The organism is Candidatus Poriferisodalis sp. (genome assembly GCF_965208895.1).
GTDB lineage: Bacteria > Actinomycetota > Acidimicrobiia > Acidimicrobiales > Poriferisodalaceae > Poriferisodalis.
Genome location: NZ_OZ242363.1, coordinates 926,533 through 942,114, shown reverse-complemented (window position 1 = coordinate 942,114; position 15,582 = coordinate 926,533). Strand labels below are relative to the sequence as shown.

General features: G+C 68.3%; 15 protein-coding genes. 11 read left to right on the top strand and 4 right to left on the bottom strand.

The genetic code is table 11. From position 1 onward, the window contains the following. The first annotated feature begins 5 nt into the window (after positions 1-5). From metK to ACOGJB_RS04230, 7 genes are all read left to right on the top strand, one after another. Positions 6-1,166 carry a methionine adenosyltransferase gene (metK, locus tag ACOGJB_RS04260; RefSeq protein WP_419839574.1) on the top strand — a complete coding sequence of 387 codons (1,161 nt, stop codon included), beginning with the start codon at positions 6-8 and terminating at the stop codon, positions 1,164-1,166. A gap of 241 nt (positions 1,167-1,407) precedes the next feature. Continuing rightward, positions 1,408-3,384: a hypothetical protein gene (locus ACOGJB_RS04255; RefSeq protein ID WP_419839573.1), complete on the top strand. Its 1,977-nt coding sequence runs from the start codon at positions 1,408-1,410 to the stop codon at positions 3,382-3,384. A gap of 61 nt (positions 3,385-3,445) precedes the next feature. Continuing rightward, a complete protein-coding gene (gene def / locus ACOGJB_RS04250) occupies positions 3,446-4,015 on the top strand; it encodes a peptide deformylase (RefSeq protein ID WP_419839572.1) in 570 nt (189 codons plus the stop codon). Between the two features lie 88 nt (positions 4,016-4,103). Continuing rightward, on the top strand, positions 4,104-4,973 hold the full coding sequence (locus ACOGJB_RS04245; protein WP_419839571.1) for a methionyl-tRNA formyltransferase: 870 nt from the start codon (positions 4,104-4,106) through the stop codon (positions 4,971-4,973). Between the two features lie 79 nt (positions 4,974-5,052). Continuing rightward, positions 5,053-6,288, top strand: a complete 1,236-nt coding sequence (locus tag ACOGJB_RS04240; protein ID WP_419839570.1) for an ATP-binding protein — start codon at positions 5,053-5,055, stop codon at positions 6,286-6,288. A gap of 110 nt (positions 6,289-6,398) precedes the next feature. Continuing rightward, the gene (locus ACOGJB_RS04235) at positions 6,399-6,974 is read left to right on the top strand and encodes a YfcE family phosphodiesterase (RefSeq protein ID WP_419839569.1); all 576 of its coding nucleotides are present in this window, start codon (positions 6,399-6,401) and stop codon (positions 6,972-6,974) included. Positions 6,975-7,111: 137 nt separating this feature from the next. Continuing rightward, a complete protein-coding gene (locus tag ACOGJB_RS04230) occupies positions 7,112-8,137 on the top strand; it encodes an amidohydrolase family protein (protein ID WP_419839568.1) in 1,026 nt (341 codons plus the stop codon). Between the two features lie 17 nt (positions 8,138-8,154). Here the strand turns inward: ACOGJB_RS04230 and ACOGJB_RS04225 are convergent, their stop codons facing one another. The 4 genes from ACOGJB_RS04225 to ACOGJB_RS04210 all read right to left on the bottom strand — a co-directional run bounded on the left by ACOGJB_RS04225 (position 8,155) and on the right by ACOGJB_RS04210 (position 11,608). Further along, positions 8,155-8,925 (bottom strand): N-acyl homoserine lactonase family protein, encoded by a 771-nt coding sequence (locus ACOGJB_RS04225; RefSeq protein WP_419839567.1) that lies wholly within the window; start codon positions 8,923-8,925, stop codon positions 8,155-8,157. A gap of 80 nt (positions 8,926-9,005) precedes the next feature. Then, positions 9,006-9,866 (bottom strand): crotonase/enoyl-CoA hydratase family protein, encoded by an 861-nt coding sequence (locus ACOGJB_RS04220; RefSeq protein WP_419839566.1) that lies wholly within the window; start codon positions 9,864-9,866, stop codon positions 9,006-9,008. 74 nt (positions 9,867-9,940) lie between these two features. Further along, positions 9,941-10,369, bottom strand: a complete 429-nt coding sequence (locus tag ACOGJB_RS04215; RefSeq protein WP_419839565.1) for a hypothetical protein — start codon at positions 10,367-10,369, stop codon at positions 9,941-9,943. 75 nt (positions 10,370-10,444) lie between these two features. Then, complete coding sequence (locus tag ACOGJB_RS04210) at positions 10,445-11,608, bottom strand: amidohydrolase family protein (protein WP_419839564.1); 1,164 nt, start codon at positions 11,606-11,608, stop codon at positions 10,445-10,447. Between the two features lie 174 nt (positions 11,609-11,782). Between ACOGJB_RS04210 and ACOGJB_RS04205 the strand changes: the two genes are divergently transcribed. The 4 genes from ACOGJB_RS04205 (at position 11,783) to ACOGJB_RS04190 (ending at position 15,577) form a co-directional block, all read left to right on the top strand. Further along, positions 11,783-12,304 (top strand): MogA/MoaB family molybdenum cofactor biosynthesis protein, encoded by a 522-nt coding sequence (locus ACOGJB_RS04205; protein WP_419839563.1) that lies wholly within the window; start codon positions 11,783-11,785, stop codon positions 12,302-12,304. Further along, positions 12,304-13,566: a bifunctional diaminohydroxyphosphoribosylaminopyrimidine deaminase/5-amino-6-(5-phosphoribosylamino)uracil reductase RibD gene (gene ribD, locus ACOGJB_RS04200; protein WP_419839562.1), complete on the top strand. Its 1,263-nt coding sequence runs from the start codon at positions 12,304-12,306 to the stop codon at positions 13,564-13,566. The genes ACOGJB_RS04205 and ribD overlap by 1 nt, the downstream gene beginning before the upstream one ends. Before the next feature lie 144 nt (positions 13,567-13,710). Beyond that, positions 13,711-14,316 carry a riboflavin synthase gene (locus ACOGJB_RS04195; RefSeq protein WP_419839561.1) on the top strand — a complete coding sequence of 202 codons (606 nt, stop codon included), beginning with the start codon at positions 13,711-13,713 and terminating at the stop codon, positions 14,314-14,316. After that, positions 14,309-15,577, top strand: coding sequence for a bifunctional 3,4-dihydroxy-2-butanone-4-phosphate synthase/GTP cyclohydrolase II (locus tag ACOGJB_RS04190; protein ID WP_419839560.1), 1,269 nt, complete (start codon positions 14,309-14,311; stop codon positions 15,575-15,577). Before ACOGJB_RS04195 ends, ACOGJB_RS04190 begins: the two co-directional genes overlap by 8 nt. Positions 15,578-15,582: the final 5 nt, after the last annotated feature.

The window sequence follows — 15,582 nt, the reverse complement described above, 5'->3', positions numbered from 1 at the left end:
CCACGGTGAGCCAGTGGACTTTCACCTCAGAATCGGTGACTGAAGGCCATCCCGACAAGATGGCCGACCAGATCTCCGACGCCATCTTGGACTCGCTGATCGCCGAGGACGAAGAGGCCAGAGTGGCAGTGGAGACGCTGGTCACGACGGGTCTGGTGGTCGTCGCAGGCGAGGTGTCCACCAAGGCATACGCCGACATCCCCCGCGTAGTGCGCGACACCATCGTCGGCATCGGCTACGACCACGGCGAACTCGGCTTCGACGGCAACACCTGCGGCGTGATGATCGCACTCGACGAGCAGTCCCCCGAGATCACCCAAGGTGTGTTCGGCGGCGACGATCAGGGTGCAGGCGATCAGGGAATGATGTTCGGCTACGCCTGCCGGGAAACCGATGCGCTCATGCCGCTGCCGATTCACGTCGCGCACCGCATGGCCGAGCAGCTCACCGAGGCCCGCCGCTCAGGCCGCATCCCGTACCTGCGCCCCGACGGCAAGACGCAGGTGAGCTTCGAATACCAAGACGGTGAGCCGGTCGCGCTCCGCACGGTTGTCGTGTCGGCGCAGCACCGGGACGGCATCGAGATCGACGCCATGATGCGCCCCGATCTGGCAGAGCACGTCATCAGGCCGACACTGCCCGCGCGATTCGCCGACGACGAATTCGAGCTGCTGGTGAACCCGTCGGGCAGCTTCGTCAGCGGCGGGCCCGTCGCCGACGCCGGACTGACCGGGCGCAAGATCATCGTCGACACCTACGGCGGCTACGCACGTCATGGCGGGGGTGCCTTCAGCGGCAAGGACCCTTCCAAGGTGGACCGGTCGGCGGCATACGGCGCCCGCTGGGCGGCGAAGAACGTCGTGGCCGCCGGCGCAGCGGACCGCTGCGAGATCCAGGTGGCGTACGCCATCGGCCGTGCCGAACCGGTCTCGCTGCTCACCGAGACGTTCGGGACGTCGGCCGTCGATCCTGACGCCATTGCCTCAGCGGTGGCCGAAGTGTTCGACCTGCGCCCCGCTGCGCTGCTGAAAGACTTGAATCTGCGCCGGCCGATCTTCCAGACCACAGCCGCATACGGCCACTTCGGCCGGGAATCCAGCGGTGGGACGTTCCCCTGGGAGCGTCTTGATCGCGTCGACGAATTGAAGTCGGCACTGGGTCTGTAGGGGGCCGCGCTGGTAGGTGCGCCCGCTGGGGAGGCGGCATGAGCCTCTGCTCCCGCGATCCGGCAGGCGAGAGATTTGCACCGCACCGCATTTCTTGGACGGCGCCATCGCCGCTTCGCCGTGCATCCGATAGGGAACCGGTCGCAACGTCGCAGAGTCTCCTACCGCCTCCCCAGCTTTGGCATTTGTGCCTAGCCGAAACTGCCCTCGGGGCCTGAGCGAAGCCGGGCAGACTGCAGCGATGGGGCAAGCGGTGCAGGTGCTGGTGGACGAACCGGCCATCGACCGCGACTTCACCTACCTCGTGCCGGACGAATTGGCCTCTGGTCGCGTGCCGGTCGAGGTCGGGACTGTCGTGCGGGTCCCCCTGGGTGGTCGTTCGATCCGCGGTTGGGTGACTGACGTCGACCCACCCAGGCCTGCGGGCGTGGAACTGCTCGCCGTGAAGCGAGTGTCGAGCATGGGGCCGCCGCCTCACGTGGTCGAGTTGGCGAGATGGGCAGCTTGGCGCTGGGCGGGCACATGGGCTCACTTCCTGCGCGCCGCCAGCGCCGACCGGGTTGTCGCTGGGTTGCCGAGCGAACCCGCACAGTGGCCGGACATCGCACCGTCGGGACCGCCAGGCGGGCCCGCAGCTCGGGGTACGCCCGAACCGTCAGGGGAGCCCAGCGTTGTCGGCACGCCCGATTGGGTGAGCGCGGCATGGGTGCCTGATCAGCGGGTGCTCACGGTGATGCGGCTGGGTCCGTGCGCCGACGAGTGGCCGCTGGTCACCGCCGCACTGCGACAGGGTCGCTCGCTCGTGCTTGTGCCCACGGTGGCCTGGGCAGCGCGGCTCGCGGGCCGCTTGCGTCACGCAGGCGTGTCGACGGCGCTGGCCCCACGAGACTGGGCGGGGGCAGCCTCGGCGCATGCTGTCGTGGGGACCCGTGCCGGGGCATGGGCGCCATGTGGCCGGCTCGATGCAGTCGTCGTGCTCGACGAGCACGACGAGGCCTACCAGTCGGAAGCCGCGCCCACCTGGAACGCCCGGGATGTGGCCGTCGAGCGGGCGCGCCGCGACGGCGCCCGCTGCCTGCTGGTGGGGCCGATGCCCTCGCCCGACGCCGTGCACATCGCCCACGCCGCAGGCGGGACTGCCGCTGCGGCAACCGGCTCTGCCCCCGCCAGCATGTTGCCGGCATCCACGAGCATCCCGACGACAACCGCAGGCGAGCTCACGACGCCGGCGTTCACCACCGCACCTCGCTCGCACGAACGCCAGGCATGGCCGCACGTGGACATCGCTGATCGCCGGCGGGATGATCCCGCGACGGGGGAGTGGTGCGGTGAAGCCCTCGCCGATCTGCTGCGCAGCGACCGCACAGTCGTGTGCGTGCTGAACAGGAAGGGCCGAGCACGACTCGCCTACTGCGCGTCGTGCGGCGATCTGGCCTGCTCGACCGAGACCGGACGCGCCCTGCGGCTGGACGGCCACCAACTCGCCGATCCCCACAGCGGCGAGGCACGCCCCGCGGTGTGCGAGGCCTGCGGCGCCACCCGATTCCGTCGCGTGCGCGTCGGCGTCAAGGGCGTCGCGGAGGAAATGGAGCGCTTGGCTCGCCGGCCGGTCGTCCAGGTCGTCGGCGAACCTGCAGCCGGCGCCGCTGACGACACGGCCCACTCATCGTCTCGGCGCGAGCACGCGGGGAGGCGCCAGGCCGAGGGGCCGGCGCTCTACATCGGCACCGAAGCGGTGCTGCACCGGGTGCCGTCGGCCGACGCCGTGGCGTTCGTGGACTTCGACCAAGAATTGACCGCGCCCCGCTACCGGGCCGGCGAGGAGGCCTTCGCGCTGCTCGTGCGCGCTGCCCGGCTGGTGGGGCCCCGCGCTGGCGGCGGCAGCATCCTCGTGCAGACCCGCCTGCCCGCCCATCCGGTCCTGACGGCGGCGGCCACAGCCGATCCGAGTGCCTGGGCGGTTGCCGAGGCTGAACGCCGTGCGATGATGCGTCAGCCTCCGGCGGCTGCATGGGCACTCGTGTCGGGCGCCGCGGCCAGCAGTTACATCGACAACCTGTCAGCGGGCCGTCTCGCGGGCATGCTCGACATTGCCGGGCCGGCCGACGGAACCTGGCGCATCCGCAGCGAAAACTGCGACACGCTGCTCGATGCGCTGGACGCCGCCGAGCGACCGACAGGGCGGCTGCGGGTGGCTGTCGACCCGATGCGGGCGTGATGGCGCCCGTATCACGGCCCGATCGGGCCGTACGAGACCGCGCCGGTAGCCTCCGAAACCCATGGGAAGCGCCTACGAGATCCGGCTGATGGGCGATCCGGTGCTGCGTCAGCGCGCCGCCGAGATCACCGACATCGACGGTCGGGTCGCGCGCATGGTCGACGACATGCTGCCGGCCATGTACGAGGCCGAGGGCATCGGTCTCGCGGCCCCGCAAGTGGGCATCCAGCGCCGCCTGTTCATCTTCGATCTCTATGAGGGCGACGGCCCCCAGACGCTCATCAACCCCGAGATCGTTGAGAGCGACGGCGAGTGGAACTACACCGAGGGCTGCCTGTCGGTTCCTGGATTGACCTTCGACATCGTTCGACCCAAGGAAGTCCACATCGTGGGCCTCGACCTCGACGGCAACGAAGTCAGCATCGAGGCCGACGAGCTGCAGGCGCGGCTGTTCCAGCATGAGCTCGACCATCTCGACGGTGTCCTGCTCGTCGATCACCTGGAGCGGGCCGAGCGCAAGCAAGCCCTGCGGGAGTGGCGCACCCAGCTCGCGCAACTGCAATCGGGCACCAACGGCCCGGCGGCAAGCGGCCCCGTCCCGCTCCTGGGCCGCAGCACTGCGGACGGCTGAAGCAGTTCGAGCCCCCCAGGTGCCATCCGTGGACAGCGAAACCTCCCAGACGCGGCACTTGCCATCGGCCCCGTCGCATCCGCGCAGTGTGTCCTTCGCGGGCACGCCCGAAGATGCCGTGCCCGCCCTGCGCGCCCTCGCCATGGCCGGATTCGAGATTCCGGTCGTGGTCACCGGCACCCCACGCCGCCGGAGCCGGCGCGGCAGCGATAGCCCAAGCCCAGTCGCGATGGCAGCAAATGAGCTCGGTCTGCCGATCAGCTATGACCCCGACGACCTCGCCGAACGCGCTGCCGACTGTGCCGTGGTTGTCGCATTCGGCCGGCTCATCAGCGCCCACCTGCTGGCGCGGTTGCCCATGCTCAACCTGCACTTCTCGCTGCTGCCGCGCTGGCGCGGCGCGGCGCCGGTGGAGCGGGCGCTGCTGGCGGGCGACGCCTTCACCGGCGTCAGTCTGATGGCGCTGGAAGCGACGCTCGACACGGGTCCCGTCTACTGGCGCCGCGAAGCGCCGATCGGCCCAGCCGACACCGCAGCAAGCCTTCGCGACCGCCTCGCGCACGAAGGTGCCGAGCGACTCGTGGCTTCCCTCACCGAAGGGCTCGGCACTCCTGGGCTCCAGCAGGGAGAACCCACCTACGCGCGCAAGCTGACTGCGGCGGACCGCGAGATCGACTGGTCGCAGCCGGCCTCCCGCATCGACCGCCAGATCCGTGTCGGCGGCGCGTGGACCACGCTCGATGGGCAGCGTTTCATCGTGCGTGCCGGCATCCCATTGGCGACGACGCAGCAGATGCCGCCGGCAACGCTGGTCGGCGACAGCGTCGCCACCGGCGACGGCCTGATACGACTGGGCGTTGTCCAGCCAGCGGGCCGCCCGGCCACCGATGCCCGAGCTTGGCTGCACGGCACCCGTCTGCCGCCGGGCACTCGGTTCACCCAGGCAGCTTCTACATAGAAACAAAAATTCTGCAAAGAAACAAAAACTCCACATAGAAACAAATAGGAAGACCAATCCAGCGATGTACGCTGGTGCCGTGTCGCAGCGTCCGCGTTACTTTCCCGACGAATCAGACACAGCAGCGCTCCGTCCGTTCACGCCGGGATTCGGACGAACGCCGCCGTTCTTGGCAGGCCGTCGTTCGCTGATCGAAGAGTTGTGCGCCGGGTTGGATGCAGGACCCGATGATCCACGTTCGATCTCTGTTCTGCTCGGCGCACGAGGCATGGGCAAGACTGTGGTGCTCAACGAGGTGGAAGATGCCGCAGCCGTCGAGCGAGGCTGGGTCACTTTGGCGGTCGCGGGCACCGACGGGGACCCGCTCGTCGAGATCCACAAAGCCGTCCTTCGCGCCCGCAGTGCTTTGGACCAGCAGGCGACATTGCCCGCGCAGAGCCGCCGTTCCACCGGAATGAAGTTCGGGGCCGCGGCGTTCGGCGCAGGCGTCGAACTCGGGGCGACCTGGGACATCGATCCCGCTGCGGCTGCACCGCCGTCCTCACGCCTTGGCGACGGCCTCCGCTATGACCTCACCGATTTGGCTTCGTCGGTGGCGGATCGCGGAGGCAGGGTGTTGGTGACACTCGACGAGATGCATGCCGTGCCTGCTGCTCACATGCGCCGGCTCGGATCGGTCCTCCAGCACGTTGTGATGCGAGAGGGTCGTGCAGTGGCGTTCGTCGGTGCCGCGCTGACCTACGTCGTCGATACCTTGCTGTCCCATCGGTCGGCGGCAACGTTCCTGAGCCGGGCGCCGCGACTGCACGTGACCCTGCTCCACGAAGACGACGTGGAACTCGGGCTGTCCGAGCCTGTCCGTCGGCATGGCGGCACGTTTGATCGCGCCGCGCTGGGTGAAGCAGCAGCGGCAGTTCGAGGCCATCCGTATCTGCTGCAACTGGTCGGCGCGCACGCATGGCAGGCAGCGGCAGGCGCTGCGGGAGCCGGCAGGCGGATCGGGCTGGGCCATGTTCGTGAAGCGGTGCGACGTGCCCGGCTCGAGCTCGACGAGCATCTGATGAGACCCTCGTGGAACGCGCTGTCCGAGACCGACCGGCGATTCGTGCTGGCCATGGCCGTCGACGACGGACCGTCTGAGGTTGCACGGCTGCGCCAGAGGCTCGGCATGTCGAGCCAGCAGGCCAATGCGTACCGGCATCGCTTGATCTTGTCGGGCATGGTGCGACCAGCCGGACGGGGACGGTTGGCATTTGCCTATCCAGAGACGAAGAACTGGCTTGCCTCGTCGGTCGCCGGTCACGAAGTGTCCTGAGAGCTCGGCTGCATGGCGCGCACGGAGCCCGACTGCCGCCCGGCACTCGCTTCGGCTGACCACGCGAGATCTACTCGCCGCCCAAACGATCGGTCTCCTAGCGTGGCCCGATGCGCATCGGCCTGATCTCCGACACCCACATTCCTGAAGCGGCGCCAAAGCTGTGGCCTGAGGCCTACGCTGCGATGGAGGGGTGTGACGCCATCCTCCATGCGGGCGACATCTACGACATCTCCGTCGTGGATCGGCTGCACGAGATCGCACCGACATGGGCGGCCCGCGGCAACGGAGATGACGGCTCGTCGGGCCGCGATGTCCAGCCAGATCATCCGCTGCTGGCGAACGCCTGGGCGCACACGTTCGGCGGCGTGCGGGTCGGGCTCACCCACCACCTGCCGGTGCCCGAGCTGTCGTTCTACAGCGTGGCGGACGCCATCGCGCGCCACTTCGGCGCCGAGGAACGGCTCGACGTGTGCGTGTACGGCGATACCCACGTACACCGCATCGACACGCTGTCAGGCGTGCTGTGCGTCAATCCCGGCTCGCCGACCTTCCCCCGCAACCTCAGCGCGCAGTTCGGCACGGTCGGCTACCTCGACATCGTCGACGGGGTCGCCACGCCGTCGCTGTGGCAGCTCACCGCCGACGGCCTCGAGCCCACCGAGTCCTGGGACCGCGTGATCTGAAGACTACGTCCGACGCACTGAAGCGATGTATCTGACCGCCGGTCACTTGGAGTGGGACTGCGTGATCTGAAGACGACATCCGGCGCCGCCTACAGTGCCGCGGGCAAACGGTTCGCCACGACACAGGGGGAGCAGCAGTGGCCGACGACTCAGCAAGCGACAAAGACGCACGGCTCGCAGCCACCGTCGAGCAGCCAGTCGACGCCGACGAGGAAATCGTCGACCCGCACCACCACCTGTGGGACTTTCCGGCCGGCACCTATCTGGTGCCTGAACTGCATGCCGACACCGGTGCAGGGCACAACGTCACCCAGACCGTCTTCGTGGAGTGTGCCGCCGGCTACTACACGAGCGGGCCGCAGCACATGCGGCCTGTGGGCGAGACGGAGTTCGTGCGTGAGCAGGCACAGATATCCGCTGAGGCCGATGGTGCGACGATCTCGGCGATCGTGAGCTTTGCCGATTTGACGCTGGGCAATGCAGTCGAAGAAGTTCTCGCAGCGCACGACGAGGCCGGAGGGGGCCTGTTCCGGGGCATCCGTCACGCCAATGCATGGGACGGCAGCGACCAGATCCGTGAGAGCCACACCAAGCCGCCGCCCGAACTGCTCGCAGATCCGGATTTCCGGGCGGGCTACGCAACGCTGGGCCGGATGGGCTTCAGCTTCGACGGCTGGATGTTCCATACCCAAGTCGCTGAGTTGGTCGATCTTGCCCATGCGGTGCCCGACACACCGGTCGTGCTCGACCACCTCGGCGGGCCGCTCGGCATCGGCCCCTACGCCGACCGGCGCGATGAGGTGCGCGCCGTGGTGCGCCCGGCGCTTGAAGCGCTGGCTCGCCACCCCCAGGTCACCGTCAAGGTCGGCGGCATCGGCATGAGCATCTACGGCGTGGGCTTCAAGCGGCTGCCCCAAGCGCCGTCGTCGGAGCACGTCGCTGCCACCTGGAGCGACGACATCCGTCACTGCATCGAGACCTTCGGTCCCGACCGGGCCATGTTCGAGAGCAACTTCCCGGTCGACAAGCAGGGCTGCTCGTACACCGTGCTGTTCAACGCCTTCCAGCGCATCTGCGACGAGGCGGGCTACACCGCCGCCGAGCGCGCCGACCTGTTCGCCGGCACGGCGCGGCGCTTCTACCGCGTGGCGCCGCCGGCGTAGCCCCTGGGCTGGGCGGGCTAGGTCAGCCCGAGCCCTTCGTGGGGGAGCGTCGCCCATTGGGTGTCGTCGTGGCCGTAGAGCAGGCGGCAGCCCTCGTCGTCGCGCAGTGACTTCAGGCGGCGCATCGAATCGAGCTGCATGTCGTGGTCGTAGCCGAACGGCGGCAGCAGCATCCGGTCGAGCACGTCCTCCCAGTAGACGCAGTCGCCCGTCAGCACCACCGGACCGCTGTCGAGTTCCACCCGCAGCGACTGGTGGCCCGCGGTGTGCCCCGGCGTGGGAATGCACGTCACCGAGCCGTCGCCGAACACATCGTGGGTCCCGTCGATGAGCAGCAGGTCGTGGCCGAGGTCGAAGTCGTCAGGCTTGTACACCTCGTACTCGATGAGCTTGGGGTGATGGCCGGATTCCCATTCGGCTCGCTGGCAGATCAGCCGGGCATTGGGCAGCAGCTCAGTGCCGCCGCAATGGTCGAAGTGCAGGTGGCTGAAGATCGCAAACGTCAGCTCATCGGGATCGACATCGACGCTGCGCAGCCGGGCCGAGACTTCGTCGTTCGCCGAGTAGTCCGCCGTGAACGACTTGGCCAGCAGCGGGTAGCGCGCCCCGACGCCTTGCTGCACTTGGGGGTGCATGCCGGTGTCGAACACCAGCGTCTGCCCGCTGGGGTGACGAACCAGCCAGCTCGGGATGGGCAGCCGCACGTTGCCGGGCGCGTCCTTGATGACCGACGCAGTGGGGGTGGACAGCCAGCCGCATTCGAGCGGGACGAGTGACAGTTGAGTCATGCGCTGTTTCTCCTGCGCGCCTTGTCAGGCGCCGATTCTGCTGCGCGCCCTTGCAGGCGCTGTGTTTTTTGCACGCCTTCTCAGGCGCCCAGGCCCGTGTCCAGGGGGCGGTGGTCGGGGAACTCGGGTTCGCGACGGTCCATCTGGGCCCGGAAGGCCTCGCCCATGTCGTCGGTGTCGAGCATCGCGGCGTTCCAGGTGGCGATGTACTCCAGGCCGTCGGCCACAGAATGGTCGCGGCTGAAGTTCATCGACTGCTTCGTGCCCCAGATCGCCATCGGGCTCTTCGCGGCAATCTGGGCCGCAATGTCGTCGACTGCTTCCATCATCGACGCGTGGTCGTCGTACACCGCATTCACAAAGCCGCGGTCGAGCGCCTCCTGCGCACCCATGCGGCGACCGGTGAACGCCAGCTCCCGCACGATGCCTTCGGGCACCAGCTTGGGCATGCGCTGGAGCGTTCCCACATCGGCGGTCATGCCGATGTTGATCTCCTGAATCGAGAAGAACGCATCCTGGGTGGCGTAGCGCAGGTCGCAGGCTGAGACCATGTCGACACCGCCGCCGACGCACGCACCCTGGACGGCGGCGATGACCGGCAGCCGGCTCTGCTCGAAGGCGTTGAAGGTCTGCTGCGCACGCAATGCGGTGTTGCGGATCAGCGCGCGTGTGCGGCTGCTGTGCCCGCCGCCGAGGCCGCCGGACGGATCCTCGAAGCCGCCGAACACCGCGAGGTCCATGCCCGAGCAGAAATGGCGGCCGATCGCTGACAGCACGACGACCCGCGCGTCGGTGCCAGACGAGATCTCGTCGGTGATCTGGGGCAGCTCCCGCCAGAACTCCAAGATCATCGAGTTGGCCTTCTCGGGGCGCTTCATGACCAAGCTGGCGACCTGGTCGCGCACCTCCACGTCGAAGCAGGTGTAGTCGGATCCGGTCATCGGCTCGTCCCTTCCGTCTCGCAAGCCCGCACAAGTCAAGCGCGTGAACGACGACGCTGCTCCCGGCGTCGGCGCTAGAGCATCACGCCGAACAGCAGCGCGGTCAGGCCGCACAGCAATGACACGCCTGCTCCCGCACCTCGTTTCGCCACGTTGTCGCCGGCGTTCTGATGCACCAGCGCGCCGACGCCGGAGATGAGCACCAGCAGCATCTTGATGCCGAGCAGCATCGACCAGCCCGAACTCGTCTCCTCGCTGGGAATGGCGAGCATCGACCACAGGCCGGTCGTGACCGCAATGCCGAATGCCGGCCATGCCACCCGCGAGAACGCCTTCGCGGCAACCTTGCCCGAGCCCGGGTAGGCACGGCTGACGATCGGCACGACGGCGCCCACCACGATCTGGCCGCCGATCCACACCGTCACCGCCAGCACATGCAGCACGACGCGGACGGTGTCGAGATCGAAGGCGACCTCACGGGTCACTTCGCTGAGGGCTGTCATGTGTGATCTCGATTCTGGGTCAGGGCTGGGGGAGTTCGGGTCGCGGGAATACCACGGATGGGGCGTGTCGCGGTGTCAGGACCGGGCTTCGAGCAGGTCGGCCATGTTGTCGGCGTAGAAGCGGTCGAGCACGTGGCCGTCGAATCCCTCGAGCGACGCGTTGAAGCGGCCCAGCGGATTGCGGCCGCCCTCGATGTGGGGGTAGTCGCTCGAGAACAGGTACAGATTCTCGTTGGAGTCGCGGATCATGGCGCCGACATCCTCGAACGGGTACGGCGTGAATGCCATCTGCCGGGTGATCTGTTGCGACGGCGCATCACCCAGCGCAGCCAGATCCGGCTCTGACCGCTTCCAGATCTCGACGACCTGATCGAGCCGGCGCAGCATCTGGGGCACCCAGCCAGCGCCGAGCTCGATGACGCCGCCGCGCAGGTTCGGGTGGCGGGCGAGAACCCCGTCGAGCACCATCACGCCGACGAAGGTCTCCGCCGCTTGATGCAGCGCAACCATGTCTTTGCCGCGCACGTTCTCGCCGCCGCCGAGCCAATCGGTCGGCACCGGGCGGCCGGTGTCCATCCATTCGGGCTTGATCTGCAGCGGATTGCCGCCGACATGGAGGACGAACGGCACGCCCGCCTCGGCCATCTGCGCCCAGACCGGATCGAGATCGGAATGTCCAGGCGACGCGCCGCCGCCGGGGCGGTGGGGGACCCACATCGCGCCGAGCCCGAGATCGAGCGCGTGGCTCATCTCCGCTGCGGCCATCTGGGGATCGTCGAGCGGCAGCAGCGCCACGCCGATCAGCCGGTCATCGCCGGCGCAGAATTCGGCCATGCCCCGGTTGTGCGCACGGGCGGCGCCATAGCGAATGTCGAGATCAGCGGTGGGATCGAACGCAACGCCGACGCTGAACGTCGCGAATACGAACTGCTGGGCGAATCCGAGCAGGTCCAGCGCCGTGGAGCGCTCGGCAGCGTTGAACGCACCCAACGCCTGGTATCCCTTCGGCCCCGCGATCAGGTCGTCGCCCAAAGCGGTGAGTTCTTCGACCGTCTCAGGCGGGTGAGCACGCTGGCGCGCCGCCAGCTCCATGTCGTCGGTGAGACGACCGCCGTTGGCGAAGTCGATGTCGGGCATGCGGTCCCTGATACCGGGATCGGCATGTGCCCGCAGGAAATCCGGTAGCTCCATCAGGTGGCTGTCGGCATCGAGATAGGTCCGGTTGCGCGCGTAGGACATGGTCGCAGACTAGTGAGCGGGCGCGGCCAGTCGCCGGGCCCGCTGGCGCTCGTAGCGATGTGACCAGCGTCACGCTCAATTGGCCCGATGGTCCGGTGGTGCCGCCCATGGGGCCTCCTGCGGATCGTGACGTTGTCGCAGTCACGCCCAAATGACCGTCGGTAGCGTGGAGCGATGGCCGGGTCGCACGCTTCACACGATCACGCCCGCAGCCCCTCAGACGGCGCGCACCAGCTTGTCGCCAAGGTGCTGACGGTCTCTGATGGGGTGATTGCAGGAACCCGTGAGGACCGCAGCGGCGAAGCGCTGGCCGCAGTACTGAGTGCCGCGGGCTACGAGGTGGCTGAGCGCCGCGTGGTAGCCGACGGCGTCGAGACGGTGGCCGATGCCCTGCGGGCCATGACGGACGGTTTCGAGGGCCTGATCGTCACCACCGGCGGCACCGGTTTCACCGAGCGCGATCTCACCCCCGAAGGCACCCGCGCAGTCATCGAACGCGAAGCCCCGGGCCTTGCCGAGGCCATGCGGCTGGTGAACCCCTTGGGCAGGCTGTCTCGGGGAATGGCGGGAATCATCGGCCGCGCAATCGTGCTGAACACCCCTGGCTCCACCAAGGGCTGCGTGGAGTGCTTCGAGGCCGTGGCGGACGTGCTGCCCCACGCATTGGCTCTGCTGGCAGGCGAACGGCTCCACTGATGGCGCCGCGACGCACTCAACGGAGACCTGCACGATCGGCGAGAGCATCGTCGCCTGCCGTCAACCCGCAACAGGCGGCGGACGCAGCGGCCAAAGCGTTCTCCCCCGGCATTCGACGGCAAGATCCGCTACAAGACGACCTCGGCCGGTCGCGCCACAATCTTGACAACGATGCGTCCCATGAGTCCGCAATGGCGCGGGCCGTTGCGTTGGGAGAGGGCGTTCGGGGCACGACCGCACCGAATCCGTGGGTCGGCGCAGTGCTGGTCACAGCCGACGGCACCGCCTTCGAGGGCGCAACCGAGCCGCCACCGGGGAGGCACGCCGAGATCGTGGCGCTTGATGCGGCGCGCGCAGCGGGCGCGGACCCCGAAGGGGCGACGCTGCACACGACGCTGGAGCCGTGCTCGCACACCGGTCGGACGGCCCCGTGCGTGGAAGCCGTGATCGAAGCCCGAGTAGCTCGAGTCTTCGTCGGCGTCACCGATCCGGACCCGCAGGTGTCGGGCCGTGGCGTCGCCGTATTGACCGACAGCGGCATTGAGGTTCATGGAGGACAGTGCGGCGACGAGGTCTCCGCTTCGCTGGGTCCTTACCTCCACCAGCGCCGCACCGGCAGGCCCTGGGTGGTGCTCAAGCTGGCTGCGACCCTCGACGGGCGCATTGGCGCGCCTGACGGCACCTCGCAGTGGATCACGTCGCCGGAAGCCCGCGCCGATGCTCATGCGTTGCGTGCCCGTTGCGATGCAGTGCTGGTGGGCGCGGGAACGGTTCGAGCCGACGATCCTCGATTGACGGTTCGGCAGTTGCCTGAAGATGATCCCCGGCGCCCGCTGCTGGCATTGCGTGACGAACGTCGCGAGCCAGCCGGTCTGCCTGTCGGTCATGCCGCGGCGGCCCGCCTCGATCCCCGCCGAATTGTCCTGGGCGAAGCACGCCGCAGGGCGAAGGTGCAACCCTGCGCTGAAGAGAGCGGGCCGCTGCCTGAGTTGCTCGAGCGCCTAGCCGCCGACGGCGTCGTCGAATTGCTGGTGGAAGGCGGGGCTCACGTAGCTGGCGAGTTTCATCGCTCCGGGCTCGTCGACGAGTACGTCATGTATCTCGCGCCTGCGCTGATGGGCGGCGATGACGGTCTGCCATTGCTGGCAGGCGCCGGCGCAGCGAGCATCGACGAGCTCTGGCGCGGCGAGGTCGCCGAAGCGTGCCCGGTCGGTCCCGATTTGCGCATCACGATGTTCCGCGCTGCGCGCTCCAGCGAGTAGCGCGCCGCTCGGACCCGGCTCGGCCTCGCTGCGGCGCCCGGGCCGAGCCCCACAGGGCGCACGACCACGCGCCTCCCCGGTACCGTTCGGCATCTGCGGGCGCCGGGCAGTGTCCGCAGGCGGCCTGCGCTGGAAGGACGCGCGATGTACACAGGACTCGTCGAAGAACTCGGCAGCTTCGCCGGCCGCGACGGCGAGCGCTACCGATTCAACGCCGACCTGGTGCTCTCCGATGCCGCCATCGACGACTCGATCTCGGTGAACGGCTGCTGCCTGACTGTCGTCGAGATGGGCGACGGCTGGTGGGAAGCAGACGTCAGCGCAGAAACCGTCAAGCGCACTGCACTGGGCTCGCTGGCACACGGCGATCCCGTGAATCTCGAGCGCTGCATGCGCTACGCCGACCGGCTCGGGGGTCACCTCGTGCAGGGCCACGTCGACGGCGTCGCGACCATCGTCCAACCTGCCCCCGACTTGCGCGTCGCCATGTCGCCAGAGGGCGGCCTGCGCCGGTACCTGGTGGAGAAGGGCTCGGTCACCCTCAACGGCATCAGCCTGACCTGCTTCGACATCACCGACGACGACGAGGGCGGATGCGAGTTCTCGGTGGCGCTCATCCCGCACACGATGGCCATGACCACCATGGGCACCGCACAGCGCGGCGACCTCGTCAACCTCGAAGTCGACGTGCTCGCCCGATACGTCGAGCGCCTGCTCGGGCACAATGGTGCCGAAACCGACGATGAGTGAGCCCGCCGTGCCCGATCGCCCAGCAGCCGACGACGCATCTGCAGCGTCGCCGTTCGCGGCCATTCCTGATGCCATCGCGGCTGTCGGCCGGGGCGAGATCGTGGTGGTGGTCGACGACGAAGACCGTGAGAACGAAGGCGACCTCATCATGGCTGCCGAGCACGCCACGCCCGAGGCCATGGCGTTCTTCGTGCGGTACACCTCGGGCGTCATCTGCGCGCCATTGATGGGGGAGCGGCTCGACGAACTGGCGCTGCCCCTCATGGTCACCGTCAACACCGAGTCGATGCGCACGGCGTACACGGTCACCGTGGACGCCTCCGAAGGCACCACGACGGGCATCTCCGCGGCCGATCGGGCCCTGACGCTCAATCGCCTCGCCGATCCCAAGTCTGTGCCGAACGACTTCAACCGCCCCGGCCACGTGCTGCCGCTGCGCTACCGCCCCGGTGGCGTGCTCAAGCGGGCCGGCCACACCGAAGCAGCCGTCGACCTCGCCCGCCTCGCCGGCTGCCATCCCGCCGGCGTGCTGTGCGAGGTGGTCAACGACAACGGCACCATGGCCCGCCTGCCGGATCTCGTCGAATTCTGCGAGCGACACGATCTGATGCTGATCTCCATCGCCGATCTCATCCGCTACCGGCGTGCCAACGAGCGACTGGTGGATCCCATCTCGGCGGCGCGCATCCCGACGATCTACGGCGAGTTCACCGCCCATGTCTTCCGGGATTTCGACGACACCGAGCACCTGGCGCTGAGTCACGGCAACGTGATGGGCGCGGGGCCGGTGCTCGTGCGGGTGCACAGCGAGTGCCTGACCGGCGACATCCTGGCCTCGATGCGCTGCGACTGCGGCGCCCAGCTGCACTTCGCGCTCGAAGCCATCGCCGAGGCAGGCGCCGGTGTGCTGGTGTACTTGCGCGGACACGAAGGCCGAGGCATCGGCATCGGCCACAAGATGGCGGCGTACTCACTGCAAGACCAAGGCCGTGACACCGTCGACGCAAATCTGGAGCTCGGCCTGCCGGTGGACAGCCGCGAGTACGGCATCGGCGCCCAGATCCTGGTCGAGCTCGGCGTGCAGAAGATGCGGCTCATGACGAACAACCCGAACAAGATCGGCGGCTTGGCCGGCTACGGGCTCGAGATCGTCGAGCGGGTGCCAACCGCACTGCCGCCCAACCTGCACAACAAGGCCTACCTGCGCACCAAGAAGATGCGCCTAGGTCACCTGATCGACGACGACATCATCGACGGCTGACTTCT

Bases quoted from the DNA above. Each gene is read 5' to 3' on its own strand.
- ACOGJB_RS04235 (WP_419839569.1), top strand. From the start codon at position 6,399: ATGCGCATCGGCCTGATCTCCGACACCCACATTCCTGAAGCGGCGCCA.
- ribD (WP_419839562.1), top strand. From the start codon at position 12,304: ATGGCGCCGCGACGCACTCAACGGAGACCTGCACGATCGGCGAGAGCA.
- ACOGJB_RS04195 (WP_419839561.1), top strand. From the start codon at position 13,711: ATGTACACAGGACTCGTCGAAGAACTCGGCAGCTTCGCCGGCCGCGAC.
- ACOGJB_RS04220 (WP_419839566.1), bottom strand. From the start codon at position 9,866: ATGACCGGATCCGACTACACCTGCTTCGACGTGGAGGTGCGCGACCAG.
- ACOGJB_RS04225 (WP_419839567.1), bottom strand. From the start codon at position 8,925: ATGACTCAACTGTCACTCGTCCCGCTCGAATGCGGCTGGCTGTCCACC.
- def (WP_419839572.1), top strand. From the start codon at position 3,446: ATGGGAAGCGCCTACGAGATCCGGCTGATGGGCGATCCGGTGCTGCGT.
- ACOGJB_RS04215 (WP_419839565.1), bottom strand. From the start codon at position 10,369: ATGACAGCCCTCAGCGAAGTGACCCGTGAGGTCGCCTTCGATCTCGAC.
- ACOGJB_RS04210 (WP_419839564.1), bottom strand. From the start codon at position 11,608: ATGTCCTACGCGCGCAACCGGACCTATCTCGATGCCGACAGCCACCTG.
- ACOGJB_RS04190 (WP_419839560.1), top strand. From the start codon at position 14,309: ATGAGTGAGCCCGCCGTGCCCGATCGCCCAGCAGCCGACGACGCATCT.
- ACOGJB_RS04205 (WP_419839563.1), top strand. From the start codon at position 11,783: ATGGCCGGGTCGCACGCTTCACACGATCACGCCCGCAGCCCCTCAGAC.
- ACOGJB_RS04255 (WP_419839573.1), top strand. From the start codon at position 1,408: ATGGGGCAAGCGGTGCAGGTGCTGGTGGACGAACCGGCCATCGACCGC.